Source organism: Pseudomonas sp. GL-B-26 (assembly GCF_019947405.1).
Lineage (GTDB): Bacteria > Pseudomonadota > Gammaproteobacteria > Pseudomonadales > Pseudomonadaceae > Aquipseudomonas.
Window position 1 is genome coordinate 1 of sequence record NZ_JAGYGJ010000004.1, and the last position, 20974, is coordinate 20974.

Annotated in this window: 18 protein-coding genes and 2 pseudogenes; 16 read left to right on the plus strand and 4 right to left on the minus strand. The window is 59.9% G+C overall.

Annotated elements, in window-relative coordinates; genetic code table 11:
- From KGB23_RS03560 to KGB23_RS03570, 3 genes are all read left to right on the plus strand, one after another.
- Positions 1-1100, plus strand: a 1100-nt coding sequence (locus KGB23_RS03560; protein WP_411741482.1) for a phenylacetate--CoA ligase family protein, incomplete at its 5' end; no start/stop codon positions are given.
- A 63-nt stretch (positions 1101-1163) separates the two neighbouring features.
- Positions 1164-2453 carry a phenylacetate--CoA ligase family protein gene (locus KGB23_RS03565; RefSeq protein WP_223429894.1) on the plus strand — a complete coding sequence of 430 codons (1290 nt, stop codon included), beginning with the start codon at positions 1164-1166 and terminating at the stop codon, positions 2451-2453.
- Entirely contained in the window at positions 2453-3406 is a 954-nt protein-coding gene (locus KGB23_RS03570) for a GNAT family N-acetyltransferase (RefSeq protein WP_223429895.1), read from the plus strand. Before KGB23_RS03565 ends, KGB23_RS03570 begins: the two co-directional genes overlap by 1 nt.
- Here KGB23_RS03570 and KGB23_RS03575 read toward each other — a convergent pair.
- Entirely contained in the window at positions 3395-4321 is a 927-nt protein-coding gene (locus KGB23_RS03575) for a LysR family transcriptional regulator (RefSeq protein WP_223429896.1), read from the minus strand. The genes KGB23_RS03570 and KGB23_RS03575 overlap by 12 nt on opposite strands.
- A 118-nt stretch (positions 4322-4439) precedes the next feature.
- Between KGB23_RS03575 and KGB23_RS03580 the strand changes: the two genes are divergently transcribed.
- A complete protein-coding gene (locus tag KGB23_RS03580) occupies positions 4440-5435 on the plus strand; it encodes an aldo/keto reductase (RefSeq protein ID WP_223429897.1) in 996 nt (331 codons plus the stop codon).
- Positions 5436-5481: 46 nt separating this feature from the next.
- On the opposite strand, the gene KGB23_RS03585 is transcribed toward KGB23_RS03580, so the two are convergent.
- A complete protein-coding gene (locus KGB23_RS03585) occupies positions 5482-6012 on the minus strand; it encodes a hypothetical protein (RefSeq protein ID WP_223429898.1) in 531 nt (176 codons plus the stop codon).
- Positions 6013-6426: 414 nt separating this feature from the next.
- On the opposite strand from KGB23_RS03585, the pseudogene KGB23_RS30330 reads away from it, so the two are divergent.
- From KGB23_RS30330 to pncA, 10 genes and pseudogenes are all read left to right on the plus strand, one after another.
- Positions 6427-7557: pseudogene (locus KGB23_RS30330) on the plus strand (cache and HAMP domain-containing protein); the annotation flags it as partial.
- Positions 7558-7896: 339 nt separating this feature from the next.
- Positions 7897-8418, plus strand: a pseudogene (locus KGB23_RS30335) (methyl-accepting chemotaxis protein); the annotation flags it as partial.
- A gap of 203 nt (positions 8419-8621) precedes the next feature.
- Positions 8622-9068, plus strand: a complete 447-nt coding sequence (locus KGB23_RS03595; RefSeq protein WP_008155198.1) for a DUF411 domain-containing protein — start codon at positions 8622-8624, stop codon at positions 9066-9068.
- On the plus strand, positions 9068-9502 hold the full coding sequence (locus KGB23_RS03600; RefSeq protein WP_223429900.1) for a YqaA family protein: 435 nt from the start codon (positions 9068-9070) through the stop codon (positions 9500-9502). The genes KGB23_RS03595 and KGB23_RS03600 overlap by 1 nt, the downstream gene beginning before the upstream one ends.
- 85 nt (positions 9503-9587) lie before the next feature.
- Complete coding sequence (locus KGB23_RS03605; protein ID WP_223429901.1) at positions 9588-10613, plus strand: alpha/beta fold hydrolase; 1026 nt, start codon at positions 9588-9590, stop codon at positions 10611-10613.
- Between the two features lie 13 nt (positions 10614-10626).
- Entirely contained in the window at positions 10627-11580 is a 954-nt protein-coding gene (locus tag KGB23_RS03610; RefSeq protein ID WP_223429902.1) for a D-2-hydroxyacid dehydrogenase family protein, read from the plus strand.
- Positions 11581-11694: 114 nt separating this feature from the next.
- Entirely contained in the window at positions 11695-12228 is a 534-nt protein-coding gene (locus KGB23_RS03615; RefSeq protein ID WP_223429903.1) for a tetratricopeptide repeat protein, read from the plus strand.
- A gap of 54 nt (positions 12229-12282) precedes the next feature.
- Complete coding sequence (locus KGB23_RS03620) at positions 12283-12780, plus strand: sigma-70 family RNA polymerase sigma factor (RefSeq protein WP_223430090.1); 498 nt, start codon at positions 12283-12285, stop codon at positions 12778-12780.
- Entirely contained in the window at positions 12777-13553 is a 777-nt protein-coding gene (locus tag KGB23_RS03625) for an anti-sigma factor family protein (RefSeq protein WP_223429904.1), read from the plus strand. Before KGB23_RS03620 ends, KGB23_RS03625 begins: the two co-directional genes overlap by 4 nt.
- Before the next feature lie 52 nt (positions 13554-13605).
- Positions 13606-14235 (plus strand): bifunctional nicotinamidase/pyrazinamidase, encoded by a 630-nt coding sequence (gene pncA / locus KGB23_RS03630; protein ID WP_223429905.1) that lies wholly within the window; start codon positions 13606-13608, stop codon positions 14233-14235.
- 161 nt (positions 14236-14396) lie between these two features.
- Here the strand turns inward: pncA and KGB23_RS03635 are convergent, their stop codons facing one another.
- On the minus strand, positions 14397-15698 hold the full coding sequence (locus KGB23_RS03635) for an ATP-binding protein (protein WP_223429906.1): 1302 nt from the start codon (positions 15696-15698) through the stop codon (positions 14397-14399).
- Between the two features lie 4 nt (positions 15699-15702).
- Positions 15703-16404 (minus strand): response regulator transcription factor, encoded by a 702-nt coding sequence (locus KGB23_RS03640; RefSeq protein ID WP_008155184.1) that lies wholly within the window; start codon positions 16402-16404, stop codon positions 15703-15705.
- A gap of 275 nt (positions 16405-16679) precedes the next feature.
- On the opposite strand from KGB23_RS03640, the gene KGB23_RS03645 reads away from it, so the two are divergent.
- Positions 16680-17837, plus strand: a complete 1158-nt coding sequence (locus KGB23_RS03645; RefSeq protein WP_223429907.1) for an efflux RND transporter periplasmic adaptor subunit — start codon at positions 16680-16682, stop codon at positions 17835-17837.
- 15 nt (positions 17838-17852) lie between these two features.
- Positions 17853-20969, plus strand: coding sequence for an efflux RND transporter permease subunit (locus KGB23_RS03650; RefSeq protein WP_223429908.1), 3117 nt, complete (start codon positions 17853-17855; stop codon positions 20967-20969).
- The last annotated feature ends 5 nt before the right edge of the window (positions 20970-20974 follow it).

Consider the following 20974-nt stretch of genomic DNA (forward strand, 5'->3'; position numbering starts at 1 on the left):
CCCCCGACACCGCCCATGAGCCGATCATGGACAAAAACACCTTCACGACCCAGCCGATGGGCACCGCGGCGCAATTGTATTTTCGCTCTGGAGGAAGCAGCGGCACTCCGGCCCTCGCCGGTTTCAGCTATCGCGACTTTCAACGGCAGATGCGCGCAGCGGCCGACGGCCTGTTCGCCGCCGGGCTTGATCCTTCACAGGACCGAGTCATGAACCTGTTTTACGGCGGCAGCCTGTACGGAGGGTTCCTCAGTTTTACCAAAATACTGGAACTGATGAGCGTCACCCACTTCCCCATGGGCGCGCCTCAGGACGATGATTTCAGCGAAATCGCCCAATTGATCGTCGACCAGCGTGTGACCGTGCTGATTGGCATGCCGAGCACCTTGCATCGACTGTTCTTCAACGAACAGACCCGGCTCCGCACGTACGCAGGTATCCGCAAAGTGTTCCTCGGCGGCGAGCATCCGGGCCAAACCAGCCTGAGCCTCATGGAAAGCTGCGGGGTCTCGATGATCCGCTCGGCGATCTATGGTTCCGTCGACGCAGGTCCCTTGGGGCATGCGTGCGCAGCCACCGCGAACGGGATCTTTCACTTGATGTGCGATACCCAGCATCTGGAAATTGTGCAGATCGAACAGGATGAACCGGTTCTGGCCAATGAGATCGGTCGCCTGCTGTTTACTTCACGAGCACGGCAAGGCCAAACCGTGCGCCGATATGACGTGGGCGACACCGGTCGCTGGATACCCGGAGTCTGTCCGTGCGGGCTGGACTCACCCCGATTCGAACTGCTCCAGCGTCACGGCAAGGTGATACGAATGGGCACGGAGTTCATTTCGCCGTCGGCGCTGCAGGATAGCGTCGGCGCGCCCATTCAGATTGTTCTGGACCACACCCCTGATGGCGTCGAGCGGCTGACAGTTCTATCGGATGCAGACGCTGATCAGGTTCGCAACGCCTTGCTGAACCATGAAGCGCTGGCAAATGCCGTAAACGCCAACCTGTTAACTGTCGAAGTTCAAGTGTGCATGGAGCAAGCGTTCACTCGAAACAAACACAGCGGCAAAACACCCTTGGTTATTGATAAAAGAAAATAAAAACACCACCAGCCATACTTGTTTTTTAACCGTCTAGACGCCCGATATAAAAAAGAGAATCCAGTGAAATCAACTTATTCGCTCGAACACCTGCTGCCTTATATACGGCAACATTCAAACTTCTACCGCCAGCAACTGGAACACTTACCGCCGCAGGGCATTACGTTACAAGATCTACCGCTGACCAATGCGGCGGACTATTGGGCTGACAGCCATGACTTGAGTCATTGGCCAGTCCTGACCGGAAAGGTCGACGATGCGCTGGTGTTTAAAACCGGTGGATCGACCAGCCAGGGCAAACTGACGGTGTACACCTATAACGAATGGCAAGAACTGGTCAGTACGTTCGGAGAAAGTTTCTCCTCTCAGTTGAACGACGGCGACCGTGTCGCCAATCTGTTTTTCTCCGGTGATCTTTACGCCAGTTTTCTGTTCATCCACGACTCACTGGCGCACGTCAGGCGATCGATCTGCGAGTTTCCATTTACCGGGCACGTCGAGCTGGACGTACTGGCCGATGCGATTGATCAGCATCGGATCAACGTGCTGGTCGGCGTACCGGCACAGCTGCTGCGATTCGCGGCCTACCTGAACCAGCATCGGCGAGTACTGTGCGGGGTTGATACGTTGCTGTATGGCGGCGAAAGCCTGTTTGCCCCGCAGTTGGTAATCCTCACCGACGTGTTTCCCAACGTGCGCATTGCTTCCATTGGCTACGCCAGTGTAGACGCCGGCCTTATCGGGGCCAGCGGTCGCGACTGCGCCTTGGGCGAGCATCGGGTGTTTGAACCACACACCTTGCTGGAGATCGTCGATGAACTCACCGGTGAAGTCATCGAAGAATGCGATCGCACCGGATTGTTGGTGGTGACCAATCTGACTCGCCGGCTCATGCCTCTGCTGCGTTATCCAGTGGGCGACCGTGCGTGCTGGCGCGAACCCGGCTCAACCCCAAGGCGTAAATTCGCCCTCAAAGGACGTAGCGCGCACAGCCACCGAGTGCGGGTGGGTGTGCTGTCGCTGCTGATCGATGACATCCAGCACATCGTCCAGCGCATTGCCCACAACGACCAATGGCAACTGCTGATCGAGCATGACGGATACAAAGACATTTTGAGTGTGAAGTGGGTTCCCTCAGCGCTATCAATGGCCACCGTACCGGTGTGCCGAGCGTTGTACGAGGCGCTGGTTGAACTCTATCCCGCCATCGAGGAACTGAGCCGCGAGGGTCTGTTGGAGTTGCGAGTATTGTCCTGTGCGGTCACCGCATTGAAGCTTCACCCACGCTCCGGCAAACAACTGCGGGTCCTGGACTTGCGCGTGTATGACGCACCATCGCCGGAGCCCGCATGATGCCGCATTTGATTTTTCGACCCTATCGGCCATCCGACGCACGTGCCGTGAGCCAGTTGTTTCGCGAGGTCTATGGCGATCATTACGTTCAGCCGGATGTTTACCTGCCGAATATGATCAATCAGCACAATGCCGAGGGGCGCTGGAAGTCGATGCTGGCGGTGGACGACGTACGCGTTCTAGGGCATGCAGCGTTGTGCCATGACACGCCTGCGGACACCACCGAGTTGGCCCTCAGTGTGGTGCATCCCGCCGCGCAGGGGCAGAGTATCGCGACCCGTCTGGGACGGGAGTTGCTGTCGCGGTCAGGTTCCATGGGGTTCAAGAGCGTCTCGATCAAACAAGTGACCCACCATCCCTACACGCAACGCATGGCAGCAAACATCGGCTTCCACAGCACGGGTTTGCTACCTGACTACGTCCCTTCGCCCTTCGCTGAGCCGCTGCCGGAAACCATCGTGACGGGTTGTTACGTCGTCGAAGGACATACGCGTCCACTCCCCGACATCCCATGGCCTGACAGCTGCCGGGGGTTTATGCAGCACGTGTGTTCCGTGTTCGGGACTCATCCGGACACGACGCCGTTGTCCTCTCTGCCCTTGCAACTCAAGCAACACCATCAAAGATTCGACATGGTCATTCAGCGTTTGACCAAACGTCTGCTTGAGCAGATCCGGCAATTGCCCAGGCACTGGCTCATTTCGGCCAAACTTCAGTTGTCACGGCACTTTTCCGGGGACTTGCGCAATTTGGCAACCCTTGGCTTCACCTTTACCGGGCTGATGCCTACATCAAACACCAATGGGTGGTTCGCACTGTTTCATCGAGGGGCGCAGTCTCGACACCTCAACCTGCACTGCCCGCACATGCAACGCTTGCATGACGATTTACAGCAAGACGCCAACACGCAGAGTAGCGCCAAAGCGCGGAACAGAGCCCGTTCAGCCGCGTGAGCCTTTTCGATAAAAGTCATTGCCCGGCTGCGCGCAAAGCTCCACCAGCCAGTCGACAAACACCCTCACCCGCCGGGACAACTGGCGGTGTGGCGGGTAGAGCGCCGTCAGCGGCATCCCCGGTGTCTGCACCGTCCTGAGGACTTCACTCAAACGGCCTTCGCTCAGTTGGCGGGCGACGTGGTAATACGGGGTCTGGACCAGACCATACCCCGCCTCACAAGCGGCCAGGTAACCATCGGCGCTGTTGACTGAAACCTGCTTGGGCAGATTGATGGCCTGAACCTGATCATTGACCATGAATTCCAGCCCATAACGCTTGCCATTGCTGCTGGAGAAGTACTCCACCATCTGATGGCCTTCAAGGTCAGCCAGACACTGGGGCGTTCCGAATCGCTTCAAGTAGTCGGCGCTGGCACACGTGACCTGGTCCAGCATGGCCAACGGCCGCGCCACCAGGGAATCGTCCAGTGAGTCGCCGCCCCGCAGCACGCAATCGACCCCTTCGCGAATCAGGTCGACAGGCCGGTCATTCAAGCCGATTTCCAGCTCGATCAAGGGATACCGGGCAGAAAATTGCGGCAACGCCGGGATCACCATCAAGCGTCCCACGCCCGCAGGCATGTCCACGCGCAACAGCCCCTTGGGGTTGTTACGTGCAGCGCTGAACACCGCTTCGGTTTCCTCCAGGTCCGCCAGCAACTGCACGCAACGAGGGTAATAGGCCGCACCGTCGAGCGTCAGGCTGGTCTGCCGCGTCGTGCGTTGCAGCAGCTGCACACCGAGATGCGCCTCCAGTTGCTTGATCAGAATGGTCACTGAGGCCCGGGGCAATTGCAGGCTATCCGCCGCCTTGGCAAAGCCGCCCAGTTCGACGATTCGAGTGAACACGCGCATGGCGTTAAAACGGTCCATTGTTTTTGCTTACCGACTGATTATTTAGAAATTACGAACAGTGATAGCAGTTTTAGCCGGTTTATCTTGTTTCTGTCGAGGTCAACAATAGTTTCCACATTCACAGGGAGCTGATTTCATGCAAACACGTCAACTGGGCAAAAACGGTCCACAAGTGAGCGCGATAGGTCTGGGCTGCATGGGCATGACCGATTTCTACACGACTGGCGTGGACATCCGCGAAGCCACGGCCACTCTGCACCGCGCGCTGGAGTTGGGGATCAACCTGCTCGACACCGCCGACATGTACGGCCCGCACACCAACGAAGAACTGATCGGCAAAGCCATCGTCGGCAAGCGCGACCAGGTGTTTCTGGCCAGCAAATTCGGGATCGTCCGCGACCCGGGCGATCCGGTTGCGCGGGGCGTCAACGGTCGACCGGACTATATTCGCGCCTCTATCGACGGCACCCTACAGCGCCTCGGTGTCGAGACCCTGGATTTGTACTACCAGCACCGCATCGATCCGCAGGTGGCCATCGAGGAAACCGTCGGCGCCATGGCCGACCTGGTGAAAGCCGGCAAGGTTCGGTACCTGGGTTTGAGCGAGGCCTCGGTCGCAACGCTTGAACGGGCACACAAGGTTCATCCGATCAGTGCACTGCAAAGTGAGTATTCGTTGTGGAGCCGTGATCAGGAGGAAAACGGTTGTCTGGCCGCGTGTCAGCGTCTGGGGGTCGCTTTCGTCCCCTACAGCCCTTTGGGTCGTGGCTTTCTCACCGGTGCGCTGAAAAGTCCTGATGATTTCGCGGCAGACGACTACCGGCGCTTCAGCCCGCGATTTCAAGGCGAGAATTTCGCCAAAAATCTGTTGCTGGTGCAGCAAGTGCAGGACCTGGCCGCAGAAAAAGGCGTGACCGCCGGCCAACTGGCGCTGGCATGGGTACTGGCTCAGGGTGATTACGTGATCCCGATTCCGGGAACCAAACAGCGTAAATACCTGGAAGAAAATGTGGCCGCACTGGAGGTGAAGCTCAGCGGCGACGACTTGCAAGCGCTGGAAGCGATATTCCCGGCCAATGCCACGGCCGGTTTACGTTACCCGGAGGAAGTCATGAAGCTGCTTGACCGGTAACCGACGCCTGGCCCATTCGGCGATTTGAGTGGGTCAGGCCAACCCGTCACGCCTTCGAGCTAACACCCTTGTCGGTCGGCACCGTCGTGCCGTTACCCTTGCCGTAAGTTTGTAAATTCTGCAGCACGTAGATTGCTGTTTTGTATTCCGGGATCAGGCCCACGGCGTACTTGTCACCCCTGATACTGTTGTTCTGAATGGTGTCCAGTTGCGTGGCGAAATACTCCAGTGCATTGAATTTCGCATCCGGGTCTTTCTGAACTCCAAATCGGTCAAACTTGTCACCGGCATTCATGAGCGTCATCGACGTAATATCGGAAATCAGGCCTTTACCTCTCAGGAAGGCGCTGAGATTACCCAGTTGTTTGGCGGTGACATTTTCCGGGTCGAAGCCTTTGATGTTCCTGTGAAGTTTCTGCTCATCCATTTTCGCGGTGTTCAGCAAGGTTGGATTGGTACCCACCAATGCCAGCATCTGCTTGACTCTCGCGTTGTGCGTCACAGGCTTGCCGGCACCCGTGTCCTTGACCAGCAAACCTGCCTTGGATATCCAGGCCCCGGTATAGCCGATAGTCATGACCGAACTCCCGACTGCGCTACCTGATGCAGACGTCCGTGTGAGGCGACCATAAAAGTTCCTTGTTTAATCTGGTTTAGAGCGCGCGAGTATCAGTCTGGCCACTAGCCACACCAACTATTATTTCCAACTTTTTACAATTTTCGTACATTTACGATACAACCGGGCAAGTGCCCTGTTTCATGGGTCTATACATTAATTTGGAAAATGGTACAGACACTAAATATGTACTACTAACCTGTTGGTTAGTTAGTTTGTATCCATTACGACACCTTTTACTGCGCACCGTCCGTCACCTCGCGGCGATCTTGTACGATCGTACCTAAAGCTCGATCTCTCCATGCCGATAGCCCTTCGAAGCGCCGATTTTCATATCGATAACCACAACAAGAACGCTGCACAAGGACCGGTCCCATGCCCGCATTCCGTACCATTCAGGCTCGTTACACGCTGTTTCTGGTCCTGTTCATCCTGCTGTTGTCCGTGCTGACAGTCGTCGGCATCAGCCAATTGGTCGCACCGAAGCTGCGTCACACCGAAGAACAAGTGGCCCTTAACCGCATCGCCGAAGTCGCCGAGCAAATCCAGGGCGAATTGAACAAGGTTCAGTCCCAACAGCGCAGCATCACCCAGACCATTCCCCTGCTCGACAGCGCCGCCATCGACACCGTCCTGCCGGGCCTGGTCGACCAGTACGGCGAGCTGAAAGTATTCGGCGGCGGGATCTGGCCGCTGCCCGGTCAGCGCGAAGCCGGGCGCAACAAGTTCAGCACGTTCTGGCACCGGGATGCCTCGGGCAAACTGGCGGTCAACACCTTCTGGAACAGCGACGCAGCACCCAACTATTACGACCAGACCTGGTACAAGGGCGGCATGCAGACCCCGCGCGGCCAATGCGCGTGGGCGGCAGCCTATAAAGATGACGCCAGCGCCGAGCCACGCACCAACTGCGCCATGGCCATCCAGAAAAATGGCGCGGCCTACGGCGTGTCGACCATCGACGTGACCCTGGGCTTTTTCAATGACCTGGTGGCACACAAGGAGAAAGACCTCGGCGCCGAAATGCTGATCGTCGAAGCCGACGGCAAAATCATCAGCAACAGCTCGCGCATCAGCGGGCCGATCGTGCTGAAGAACATCAGTGAGCTGGCCGGCAACTCGCCGTTCGCCACCCAGGTGAAAGCCGGCTTGCAAAACCGTGACCAGTCGCAGCGGGGCGAGTTCGACAACAACGGCCAAGCCAGCACCTTCTTCATGCGCCCGATCGAAGGCACGCCTTGGTTCCTCGCCACCGCCCTGCCGACCAAGCTGATCACCGCCCAGCGCGACGACGTGCTCAGCACGCTGAGCCTGCTGCAAATCCCGATGGTGATCCTGCTGGTGTTGCTACAGATCTATGCGATTCGCCAACTGGTCCAGCGCATGAAAGCCCTGAAGGCCAACATCGATGCGCTGTCGGCCGGCGATGCCGACCTGACCAAACGCATTACCATTCGCGCCGAAGACGAGCTGGGCGCCATCGGCCACTCGGTCAACGCCTTCATCGCCTACTTGCAGAACATGATCGGCGAAGTCACCCTGGCCACCGGCGCCATGGCTTCCAGCCTGGATAACCTGCAACGCACCTCGGCGCACACCAGCCAGATTCTGGTGCGTCACGCCTCGGAAACCGATCAGACCGTCACCGCCATCACCGAGATGAGTTCTACCGCCGAAAGCGTCGCGCAAAACGCCGCCGAAACCGCTGCCTTCACCCAACGCGCCAACGAAAACGCCGACCGTTCGCGGGTCGTGGTAGGCGAAGCGTCGAACAGCGTGATTGCGCTGATCGACGAAGTGGCCAGCGCCACCCATAAAGTCGAAAGCATGCAACAGGACGCTCAACGCATCACCGAGATTCTCGGGGTCATCGGCGCCATTGCCGGGCAAACCAACCTGTTGGCCCTCAACGCAGCCATCGAAGCTGCCCGCGCCGGCGAGCAGGGCCGCGGTTTTGCGGTAGTCGCCGATGAAGTCCGCGCCCTCGCCGCCCGCACTCAGGCCAGTACGTCGCAAATCAATGAGATGCTCACTCGCCTGACGCAGGGTGTGAGTTCGTCGGTAACCGCCATGGAAAACACCCAGACCAGCTGCCAGTCGGCCGCTGATGCGACGGCACGGGTCAACACCGGCCTGGATGAAATGGCCGGCAACGTCAGCCACATCAACAGCCTTAGCACCCAGATCGCTACGGCCGCCGAGCAGCAAAGCGCGGTGACCGAAGAGATCAACCGCAGCATGGTGCAAATCCGCCACATGGTCGACGAACTGGTGAAAAGCGGTCAGGCCAGCGAGCTCAACACCCAACAACTGCTGGAGGCCAACAGTCGCGTGAGCGCGATCATGGGGCGGTTCAAGGTTCGTTAATTCTGTTCTACCCTGAGTGCCGTCCCCGGCACTCAGCGGCCAACCTGACAATCTTGTAATGCGCGCCTCATCTGACTGACAGCTTTGATCTACGATGATCAAGCTGCCCAGTTTTGTATTACTTCGAAACACACCTTGAATGTCTGTCCGCTAAAAATGGTCAGAATGCATTTTTTTGGCCGCAATTCGAAACGAGATTCCCCATGCGAACCCACCTGCGTCTGGTCGCCCTGAGCGCCCTGTTCATTTCCTCCCTGGCCCAGGCCGCCGACCTGATCCCCATCGAGGTTCACCGCGATGCCAATTGCGGTTGCTGCAAAAAATGGATCAGCCATCTGGAAGCCAACGGCTTCAAAGTCGACGATCACGTCGAAGCCAATATGAGCGAATTCAAGCAACAGCACGGCGTACCTCCGCGTCTGGCGTCGTGCCATACAGGCTTGATCAACGGCAAATTTGTCGAAGGCCATGTCCCCGCCGATCAGGTGCTGGCCTTGAGCAAGCGCGACGATCTGTTGGGCGTTGCCGCCCCCGGCATGCCCATGGGTTCACCCGGCATGGAAATGGACGGCATGAGCGATGCGTATCAAGTGATCGGCCTGAAAAAAGACGGCACTGACGTAGTTGTGGCGGACTACCCCGCCCATTGATGTTCGGTGCGTACATCGGGCTGTTCTTCGCCGCATTCGGTGCGGCAACCTTGCTGCCCTTGCAGTCCGAAGCGGTGCTGCTGGGGTTGTTGCTCAGCGGCAAGTACTGGCTCTGGTCGCTACTCACCGTGGCGACATTGGGCAATGTTCTGGGGTCGCTGGTGAGCTGGTGGCTGGGGCGCGGTATCGAGCGGTTTCGTGATCGGCGCTGGTTTCCGGTCAGCCCGCGCCATCTGGAAAAAGCCAGAGTCCATTATCAGCGCTACGGTCATTGGTCGTTGCTGCTGAGCTGGGTGCCTGTGATCGGTGATCCGCTGACCTTGGTGGCCGGCGTGATGCGCGAGCCCCTGGGGCGATTCCTGCTGATCGTGACCCTTGCCAAGGGCGCCCGTTATGGTGTGTTGGCCATGGCCACATTGGGCTGGATGGGTTGAACGATCATCCACGGCGATTGCCTGTGTTTAATGTCGCCCTAATCATGCCGATCCAGCATCGGCCGATTTCCAATGGAGTTCACCCATGTCCCTCACCCGCTCCCGCTGGCTGCCCGGCCTGCTGCTGACCGCTGCATTGCCTGTCATCGCCCACGCCGAAGGCCCGGAATACGGGCCGGAGCTGCAAGGCTTCGAGTACCCCTACACGGTCAAGCATTTCGCCTTTGAGTCCCAGGGCAAATCCCTGCAAATGGGTTACATGGATGTCGCCGCCCACGGCAAGGCCAACGGACGCAGCGTGGTGCTGATGCACGGCAAGAATTTCTGCGGTGCCACCTGGGACACTTCGATCAAGGCCCTGAGTGAGGCCGGTTACCGGGTCATCGCCCCGGACCAGATCGGTTTCTGTACCTCCAGTAAACCCGACCATTATCAGTACAGCTTCCAGCAACTGGCGACCAATACTCAGCAACTGCTCAAGACCCTGGGCATTCAGAAGGCCAGTATTCTCGGGCATTCCACCGGCGGCATGCTCGCCACTCGCTATGCGCTGCAATACCCCGATCAAGTCGAACAACTGGCACTGGTCAACCCCATCGGCCTGGAAGACTGGAAAGCCCTCGGCGTTCCCTATCGCACGGTTGATCAATGGTACGAACGCGAGCTGAAACTCACGGCCGACGGCGTCCGCACCTATGAACGCAACACCTATTATGGCGGGCGCTGGAAACCGGAATTCGATCGTTGGGTAGACATGCTCGCCGGGCTGAACAAAGGACCGGGGCATACACAGGTGGCGTGGAATTCGGCGCTGATCTACGACATGATCTTCACCCAACCGGTGTACTACGAGTTCAAGGACCTGAAGGTGCCGACCCTGCTGCTGATCGGTACGTCCGACACCACGGCCATCGGCAGCGACATCGCACCGCCCGAGGTCAAGGCGAAACTCGGTCACTACGACGTCCTTGGCAAGCAGGTGGCTAAACTGATTCCCCGGTCGACGCTGGTTGAATTCCCCGGCATGGGCCACGCGCCGCAAATGGAAGAGCCGGAGCAATTTCACCAGGCGCTGCTCGCCTGGCTGAACAATACCAACCCCGTTCATTGATGAGGTAAGGCTGATGGCAGTGCAGATTGCGGTGATTGATGACTGGCAGGACGTGGCCCGTGACGTGGTGGACTGGTCGGTGCTGGACCACATCGGCCAGGTAAGCTTCATCCATGACTACCCTGCCGACAACGAAACCCTGGCGGCACGGTTGGGCGAGTTCGAGGTGATCTGCGTGATGCGCGAGCGCACCCGGTTCGATGAGGACCTGCTGCGGCGCTTGCCGAAACTCAAGCTGCTGGCCACCGGCAGCATGCGCAACGCCGCCCTGGACCTGAAAGCCGCCGCCGCGCTGGGTATCCAGGTCTGTGGCACCGACAGTTACAAGCACGCCGCGCCGGAACTGACCTGGGCGCTGATCATGGCGGCGACCCGCAACCTGGTGGTCGAAGCCAACGCCCTGCGAGCAGGTTTATGGCAGCAAAGCCTGGGTGGCGACCTGCACGGCAAGACCTTGGCGATCCTGGGTCTGGGCAGCATTGGCACTCGCGTTGCCCAGTTCGGTCAGGTGTTCGGCATGCGGGTGATTGCCTGGAGCGAGAACCTGACCGCCGAACGCGCAGCCGAAGTCGGCGTGACCTGCGTCAGCAAACAGGAACTGTTCGAACAGGCCGATGTGCTGTCGGTCCATCTGGTGCTCAGCGATCGTAGCCGAGGCTTGGTGGACGCCCAGGCGCTGGACTGGATGAAGCCCACGGCGCTGCTGGTTAACACAGCGCGCGGGCCGATTGTCGATGAGGCCGCGTTGATCAAGGCGTTGCAGAAACGGCGACTGGCAGGTGCTGCGCTGGACGTCTTCGAGCAGGAACCCTTGCCTCCATATCATCCGTTCAGAACTCTGGACAATGTGCTGGCCACGCCCCACGTCGGGTATGTCAGCCAGCAGAACTATCACCAGTTTTTTTCGCAGATGATTGAGGTCATTCAGGCCTGGTCAGCGGGAGAACCGATTCGGTTGTTGGGCTAACCGCCCCGCTGACGGCCAGTCATTTCACAGACCGCCGGAAAGAAATGAATAAATGTTCACCCTGTGGTGTTCACCTTTCATCGCCCCTGCGAACTAACCTGTGGAGCATCGCCCATGACTATCCGTTTTGCTGTTTTTACCGCCCCCCTGTTGCTCGCTGTCGCGTTTTCCAGTTCGCTTGCATTCGCCAACGGCGATGACGACGAACCGGCCAAACCCAACTGCCCAAAAGGCCAGGTCTGGGACAGCAAGCAGCAAAAATGCCTCAAGCAAACCAGCAGCCTGGTACCGGACGCTGACCGCACCGATTACGCTTATCGCCTGGCCAAGGACGGTCGCTACGAAGAAGCCTTGGCCCTGCTCGACACCCTCAAACAGCCAAACACCGCCAAGGCTTTGAACTATCGCGGCTACGCCACGCGTAAACTGGGGCGCACTGACGAAGGGATCGGTTATTACCTGCAATCGGTCAAGCTTGACCCGCACTACGCGCAAGTTCGCGAATACCTCGGCGAAGCGTATGTGGTCAAAGGTCGGCTGGACCTCGCTCAGGAACAGTTGCAGCAGATCAAATCCATCTGCGGCAGCACCACCTGCGAGGAGTACCAGGACCTGGCCGAAGCCATCAACGACTCATCGAAAACCTGACACACCGAGCAGACGGAGGTCGCCATCGCCAGCGATCAGGCAATACGGGCAGAACTGGGCCAGCATCTGGCGCGTTTATGGCGCTACGGCCTGCTGTTGTCCCGGCAACGACATGTCGCCGAAGACCTGGTGCAGGCGACCTGCGTGCGGGCGCTCGAGCGTGCCGGGCAGTTTGTCCCGGGTACCCGCATGGACCGCTGGTTGCTGAGTATTCTGCACTCGATCTGGCTCAACGAAGTTCGCTCCCGAAGGGTGCGTCATGGACAGGGGCTGGTGGATGCCGACAACGCTTTGTCGTTCGACGGTGAATACGCGGCGCAAACCCATGTCCTCGCGGCTCAGGTGATCAGGCGTGTGGACGCCCTGCCCGAAACCCAGCGCGAAACGGTGTTTCTCGCCTATGTCGAAGGTTTGTCCTACCGCGAAGTCGCCGAGGTGCTGGACGTGCCCATCGGCACCGTCATGAGTCGCCTGGCCGCTGCACGCGCGAAACTGGCCGAGTACCCGCCATTGCACGCCGTGCCGAATCCTTCCACTGGAGAACGTCGATGAACGATCACGCACGCCCGACGATACCCTCGGATGAGCAACTGGTGGCCTACCTCGACGATCAGCTCGACAGCGAACAACGCACCCGCATCGACGCTGCCATTGCCGAGGACCCGACGCTCAATCTGCGTCTGCAATGGCTGGCCCGCAGCAGCCTGCCGTTCAAGGAGGCCTATGATGAATTGGGCCGACAGGCGCCCGTGGATCGCTTGCAATCGATGCTCGATACCTTGCCTACGCCTGAACGCCCGGCCATGAATCGGCGCTGGTTTCTCGCAGCGGCCGCCGGATTGGTGGTGAGTGGCGTGGTAGCGGATCGACTGTTCCTCGGTTGGCAGTCGAGTCAGCAAAAGGAAAACTGGCGCGGGCTGGTGGCCGAGTACATGTCGCTCTACGTGCCGCAAACCCTGGACCACTTGCCCACTGACGAAGCCGCTCAACGCGTGCAACTGCGGACCATCGATGCGCGTCTGGGCCTGAATCTTGTGCCGGCACAACTGGCCCTGCCACGCTCCGAGCTCAAGCGCGCGCAAATCCTCGAGTACGACGGCGTCGCCATTGCCCAAATCACCTACCTGGACCCGGCGCACGGCCCCATGGCGCTGTGCGTCACCCGCTCCAACAGCGGCAGCCGGCATTTCGCCCAGGAGCGCCGGTACGGGATGAACATTGTCTATTGGGCTGACAGGGAACATGCCTGGATGCTGATCGGGCATAACCCGGTGGCGGATCTGGAGGATATGGCGAAGTTGTTGAGGGATCGGCTTAGCGCGTGATCCGTTTTGTCACTATGCTGGGTGTCTCATTTCCAAGGAGGAAAACCCACCCATGCCTATTTCTTCACGCACAGCCTTGCTGGTCATCGACGTACAGAACGACTTCATCCCCGGCGGCCAGTTGCCGGTGCCGGAGGGCGACCGGATCGTCCCGCTGATCAACCGCCTCGGCGCCCGGTTCACCCAAGTCATCATCGCCCAGGATTGGCACCCGGCCGGACATGCGTCCTTCGCTTCCAGCCACTCGGGTCGCGCACCTTACGACGTCATTCAACTGCCTTATGGCGAACAGACGCTCTGGCCGGAGCATTGCGTGCGAGCCACGCCCGGTGCCGAGTTGCACAAGGACTTGGACCTGCCCCACGCCCAACTGATCATCCGCAAGGGCTGCAACCCGGACATCGACAGTTATTCGGCGTTTCTGGAGGCGGACCGAACGACCACCACAGGCTTGGCCGGGTACTTGAAGGAACGCGGTGTCGACACGGTTTATCTGGTTGGGCTGGCGCTCGATTTCTGCGTGATGTTTTCCGCGCTGGATGCGCGGGCGGCGGGGTTTAACGCGTTTGTGGTGTTGGATGCGTGTCGGGCGATTGATCTGGAAGGTTCATTGGCCGCAGCGATCGAGCGGATGCAGGTGGCTGGGGTTGGGTTGATTTCAGCGGAGGAAGTGCCGGGTTAAGTCTCTGTAGCAGCTGCCGAGCCTGCGAGGCTGCGTTCGGCTGCGGAGCAGCCGTAAAATCAGGCACCCCGTTCTTTCAGGAAAACCGCATCCGCCGGGTTTGCGAGGACTACATCCTCGAACGCAGCCTCGCAGGCTCGGCAGCTGCTACAAAGAATGCGTCAGGCCGCGGTGGGCAACCACAAACGGAATCGCGCCCCACCCAGCGGCGATGCTTCGACGGTGAGCGTGCCACCCTGAGCTTCCAACGCCCGACGACTGATTGCCAACCCCAGACCGAAGCCTCCCGTGGCCCGGTCCCGACTGCGATCCAGTCGATAGAACGGTTCGAAAATCCGCTCCCGCTCCTCATCCGGAATACCGATCCCATCGTCGTCCACCCAGATTTCAGCCCCCTTGGCACACACCCGCACACCGATCTGAATGCGTTTTTCGCAGTAGCGCATCGCATTGCGCAGCAGGTTCTGAATAGCGCGAGCCGTCAGCCTTGGGTCGAGGGCGAAGCGTTCGAGTTGTCCGTGCAAGAGCACATCGATAACGATGTCCGGAGACTCCAGTTCTTCGTCGACGCTGCCAAGGATGCTGTCGATAAACTCATCCAGCGACACCTCGACCCGCTCCGGCAGCCGCGCCGGGTTTTGCAGGCGGCTGTAGGACAACAGTTCCAGCACCAGCTCATCGAGTTCGCGAATGTGCGCGACCAGACCTTGCAGACGTTCGCGGCTGGCGGCGGGCAAATCGTCGGATAACGCCAGCGCCAGACCGAAATCCAGTCGTGTCAGGGGCGTGCGCAATTCGTGAGAGACGGCATTGAGCAGGTCGCGCTGCTGGTTGAGCAGGTTCTCGATGTCGCCTGCCATAGTGTCGAAGACATTGGCCAGGCTGCCGATGTTGGAGCTTTTGGAAATCTGTGTGCGCTCGCTCAAGTGGCCCTTGCCGAAACGTTCAGCCGTACCTTTGAGGCGTTCCAGGTCGTGCCAGTGCGGGCGCAGCCACAGCAACAGGCAAGCGAGCATGGTCGCGCCGATCAGCACGTTGATGCTCCAGTACAACAGGCTGACGTCCATCGGGTCCGGCGGCACGACCATCTCCACCACCGTCCGCTCGTTCAGCGGCGCCACCGCCAGGGTGCGCCAGCCCCAGTCGCCAATGCGCACGACGTTCTCGCCACGCTGCAAACGCTTGCGCTCATCAGGGGTGAAATCGGCATCGTCGTTACCGGTCAGGACGATGTGCAGCGGCTGGAATTCCTTGTCCATCTCCGCGGCCAATGCTGGCCATTGTTCCGGGGGCACGGCGTGAAACTGTTTGACGATGAGGGTTTGCAGCCCGCGCGAATAATCGAGGTTGTAGGTGACAAAGCGCTCCTGGAAGACCTTGATCACCACGTCAGGCACCAGGTAGATCGCCGCGCTGTACGAAACGATGGTCACCAGGTACAGGCGAAACAGGATTCTGAACATCGACTCAGCATTCCCACTCGGAACGGCTGAACAGGTAACCCTTGCCCCACACGGTCTTGATCTTGCGCGCCTCGCCGGCATGGTCGTCGAACTTGCGCCGCAGCTTGGAGATCGCCACGTCCACCGAGCGGTCGGTGCCATTGAACTCGATGCCGCGCAGACGTTGCAGAATCTGGTCGCGGCTGAGTACTTCACCGGCATGCCGGGCGAGCACCACCAGCAGGTTGTATTCACCGCTGGACAGCTCGACCAATTGCTCGCGCCAGGTCACGGTGCGCTCGGACAGGTCGATGCACAGATTGCCCATCAGAATGCGGTCGTTGGCCGTCTGCGGTTCAGTCAGGCTGCTGCGCCGCAGCAACGTCCGCACCCGGGCCAGCAACACCCGCGGTTCACAGGGTTTGGTGACGTAGTCGTCGGCGCCCATTTCCAGGCCCAGCACCTGATCGTGGCTGTCATCGCGGGCGGTGAGCATCAGGATCGGCAACGTGGCCGAATCGGCGCGCAGCAAGCGGCAGACTTGCAGGCCATCGAGCCCCGGCAGCATCAGGTCGAGGATCACCAGGTCCGGCGGATTGACCCGCGCACGTTCGCGCACATGGTCACCGCGGCTGATCACACTGACGCTATAGCCGTTGCGTTCCAGGTAACTGGCAATCAGTTCCGAGAGCGCGGTGTCGTCTTCGACCAGGAGGATGTTGGGCATGGGTGTTTCCAGAAAGTGCTGTGGTGCCTGATCCGGCCTCTTCGCGAGCAAGCCCGCTCCCACAGGGGATTTGTGAACGCCACAGATCCAATGTGGGAGCGGGCTTGCTCGCGAAGGCGGCCTGGCAGGCGCAAACGTAATCAAGTTGCGAAGGATATACGCCCTCACCCGTGCCTGAGTAAAACCCTTACACAATTTCACACAGCGCCTACAAAGCTTCACCCCTACCCTCGTCGCCTCCCCGTAGGATGCCGGGGTCATTATTGGGGTATTACATGTCAAAGAATCTGCTTGCCAGGCTCAGCCTGATTGCACTGGCGGTGACGCTGAGCGCTTGTGACAAGGCCTCGACGGCCGAAGAACAGGCGCCTCTGGCCACGGTTCGGATCGAAACCATCCAAGCCAGCCCCCTGTCGATCACCAGTGAACTGAGCGGGCGGATTGCCGCGCCACGGATTGCCGAAGTCCGCGCCCGGGTTGCCGGGGTGGTGTTGCAACGGGCGTTCCGCGAAGGCAGCGATGTGAAAAAAGGCGAAGTGTTGTTCTGTATAGACCCGGCGCCGTTCAAGGCAGACCTGGACAGCGCCGAAGCGGCGCTGCGCAAGGCCGAGGCCAATGCGTTTCAGGCGCGCCTGCAAGAGCAGCGCTACGCCCAATTGATCGAAGGCAACGCCATCAGCGGTCAGGATTATGACAACGCCCGGGCCAGTGCCCGGCAAACCGCTGCCGACGTCGCCGCGAACAAGGCCGCCGTGGAACGGGCGAAACTCAACCTGGGTTACGCCACGGTCACGGCGCCGATCTCCGGGCGCATCGGCCGCGCATTGGTGACCGAAGGCGCACTGGTCGGGCAGAACGAAACCACACCGCTGGCATTGATTCAGCAACTGAACCCGATCCACGCCGACCTCACCCAATCGACCCGCGAACTCAACGACCTGCGCAGGGCGTTCCGTTCCGGCCAGTTGCAGCAGGTCGGTCAGGACCAGGCCAAAGCCACGCTGATTCAGGACGACGGCAGTCTCTATCCGTTGCCGGGCAAGTTGCTGTTCGCCGACATCACCGTCGACCCGGGCACCGGTCAGATCATTCTGCGCAGCGAATTCCCCAACCCGGACCTCGACTTGCTGCCGGGCAGCTTCGTGCGCGTGCGTCTGGAGCAAGCGGTCATTCAGCAAGGCATCAGCGTGCCGCAACGGGCCATCCAGCGTGACAGCGCCGGCATCGCCCAAGTGCTGGTGCTCGACGCCGAACAACGGGTCGGCCAGCAACCGGTCGAACTGGGCGCCGTGCAGAACGATCGCTGGATCGTCACCAGCGGCCTCAAGCCCGGTGACCGCATCGTCACCGAAGGTCTGCAACACGCCCGTCCCGGCGGAAAAGTGCAGATCGACGACACCCCTCTTCCACTTGCCCAGGCTTCTGGTCAGTAAGCAGGACGCTTTTTTATGCCGCAGTTCTTTATCGATCGCCCGGTGTTCGCCTGGGTGGTTGCCCTGTTCATCCTGTTGGCCGGCGCCCTGGCCATTCCACAGTTGCCGGTGGCGCAATACCCCAACGTCGCGCCGCCGAAAGTCGAAATCTACGCCGTGTACCCCGGTGCTTCGGCACAGACCGTGGACGAAAGCGTGGTCAGCCTGATCGAGGAAGAACTCAACGGCGCAGACCACCTGCTGTATTTCGAATCCCAGAGCAGCCTCGGCAGCGCCACCATCACCGCGACGTTCCAGCCGGGCACTGACCCGGAAATGGCTCAGGTCGATGTGCAAAACCGCCTGAAAGTGGTCGAGTCGCGTCTGCCTCAAGCGGTGACACAACAGGGTTTGCAGGTGGAGAAAGTCTCCGCCGGTTTCCTGCTACTGATCACCCTAACCTCCAGTGACGGCAAGCTCGACGACGTGGCGCTCAGCGATTACCTGGCGCGCAACGTGATGAACGAGATCAAGCGTCTGGACGGCGTCGGCAAGGCGCAGCTGTACGGTGCCGAACGGGCGATGCGGATCTGGATCGACCCGCAAAAGCTGATCGGTTTCAACCTGACCCCGGCCGACGTCAACGCCGCCATCGTCGCGCAGAACGCGCAAGTGTCGGCGGGCAGCATCGGCGACTTGCCGACCCGCACCACTCAGGAAATCACCGCGACCATTCTGGTCAAAGGCCAGTTGTCGACGCCGGAAGAATTCGCCGACATCGTCCTGAAAGCCAATCCAGACGGCTCAACTGTGCGCATCAAAGACGTGGCGCGCGTCGAGATCGGCAGTCAGGAATACCAGTTCTCCACCCGCCTAAACGGCAAACCGTCGACCGCCGTCAGTGTGCAGTTGGCACCGGGCGCCAATGCCCTGAGCACTGCCACGTTGGTGCGGGCGAAGATGGATGAACTGGCGCGCTACTTCCCGGCTGGCGTGGAATACAAGATCCCGTACGACACCTCGCCCTTCGTCAAAGTCTCGATCACCAAGGTGGTTTACACCCTTGGCGAGGCGATGTTGCTGGTGTTCGCGGTGATGTTCCTGTTCCTGCAAAACATCCGCTACACGCTGATTCCAACCCTCGTCGTGCCGGTGGCACTGATGGGCACCTTTGCGACCATGTTGGCGCTCGGGTTTTCGATCAACGTGCTGACCATGTTCGGCATGGTGCTGGCCATCGGCATCCTGGTGGATGACGCGATTGTGGTGGTGGAGAACGTCGAGCGAATCATGGCCACCGAAGGCCTGTCGCCCAAAGAGGCAACGCGCAAGGCAATGAAGCAGATCACTGGCGCAATCATCGGCATCACGCTGGTGCTGGTCGCGGTGTTCATTCCGATGGCGTTCATGCAGGGATCGGTCGGGGTGATTTACCGGCAGTTCTCGCTGTCCATGGCCACCTCGATTCTGTTCTCGGCGTTCCTCGCCCTGACCTTGACCCCGGCGTTGTGCGCGACGCTGCTCAAGCCGATTGCCAAGGGCGAACATCACGAGAAGCGCGGGTTCTTCGGCTGGTTCAACCGGCGTTTCGAGCAATTGACCGAGCGTTATCAGGGCTGGGTCGCCTATGCACTGAAACGCACGGGCCGTTACCTGCTGATCTACGGCGTGCTGCTGATCGGATTGGGCGTGTGCTTCAGTCGGCTGCCCTCCTCGTTCCTGCCTGTGGAAGATCAGGGTTACACCATCACCGACATTCAACTGCCACCGGGTGCAAGCAAGAACCGCACGGTGCAGGTGGTCGAGCAGATCGAAGCCCATAACGCCACTGAACCCGGCGTCGGCGACAGCACGGTTATTCTCGGTTTCAGCTTCTCCGGTAGCGGGCAGAACGCCGCGTTGGCGTTTACCACGCTCAAAGACTGGTCTGACCGGGGTAGCGACGACTCGGCCAGTTCGATTGCCGACCGCGCCAACATCGCGTTGAGCCAGATCAAGGACGCCGTAGCGTTTGCGGTACTGCCGCCGCCGGTGGATGGCCTCGGCACTTCCAGCGGTTTCGAGTTCCGCTTGCAGGACCGTGGCGGTCTCGGCCATGCCACGTTGATGCAGGCGCGCACTGAGTTGCTGGCGGCTGCCGAGAAAAGTCCGATCCTGATGAACGTGCGCGAAAGCGCGCTGGCCGAAGCGCCGCAGGTGCAACTGGAAGTCGACCGCAAACAGGCCAACGCGCTGGGTGTTTCCTTTGCCGACATTGGCAACGTGCTGTCCACCGCCGTCGGTTCGGCCTACATCAACGACTTCCCCAATCAGGGGCGGATGCAGCGGGTGGTGGTTCAGGCTGAAGGCGATCAGCGCAGCCAGGTCGCCGATCTGCTGAAGATTCACGTGCGCAACAGCGCCGGGAAAATGGTGCCGTTGTCGGCCTTCGTCCAGGCCAAATGGACTCAGGGCCCGGCGCAATTGACTCGCTACAACGGCTACCCGGCGATCAGCATTTCCGGCGAACCGTCGCCCGGTTACAGCACCGGCGAAGCCATGGCGGAAATCGAGCGTCTGGTGGCGCAAGGGCCGGCGGGGTTGGGGCAAGAATGGACCGGGTTGTCGTTGCAGGAACGCTTGTCCGGCAGTCAGGCGCCGATCCTGCTCGGTTTGTCGTTGTTGATCGTGTTCCTGTGTCTGGCGGCGCTGTATGAGAGCTGGTCGATTCCGACCTCGGTGCTGCTGGTGGTGCCGCTCGGCGTACTCGGCGCGGTACTGGCCGTGACTTTTCGCGGGATGCCCAACGACGTGTTCTTCAAGGTCGGATTGATCACCATCATCGGTCTGTCGGCGAAGAACGCGATCCTGATCATCGAGTTCGCCAAGAGTCTGTACGACGAAGGCCACGACCTGATCGACGCCACCCTGCAAGCCGCGCGCCTGCGACTGCGGCCGATTGTGATGACGTCGATGGCGTTCATCCTTGGCGTGGTGCCGCTGGCGATTGCCACCGGGGCCAGTTCGGCGAGCCAGCAAGCCATCGGCACCGGGGTGATTGGCGGGATGATCACGGCGACGCTGGCGGTGGTGTTTGTGCCAGTGTTTTTTGTGGTGGTGATGAAACTGGTGCGCAAACGCCATAAAGACCTCCAACCCACAACACCGGCCTAATGTGG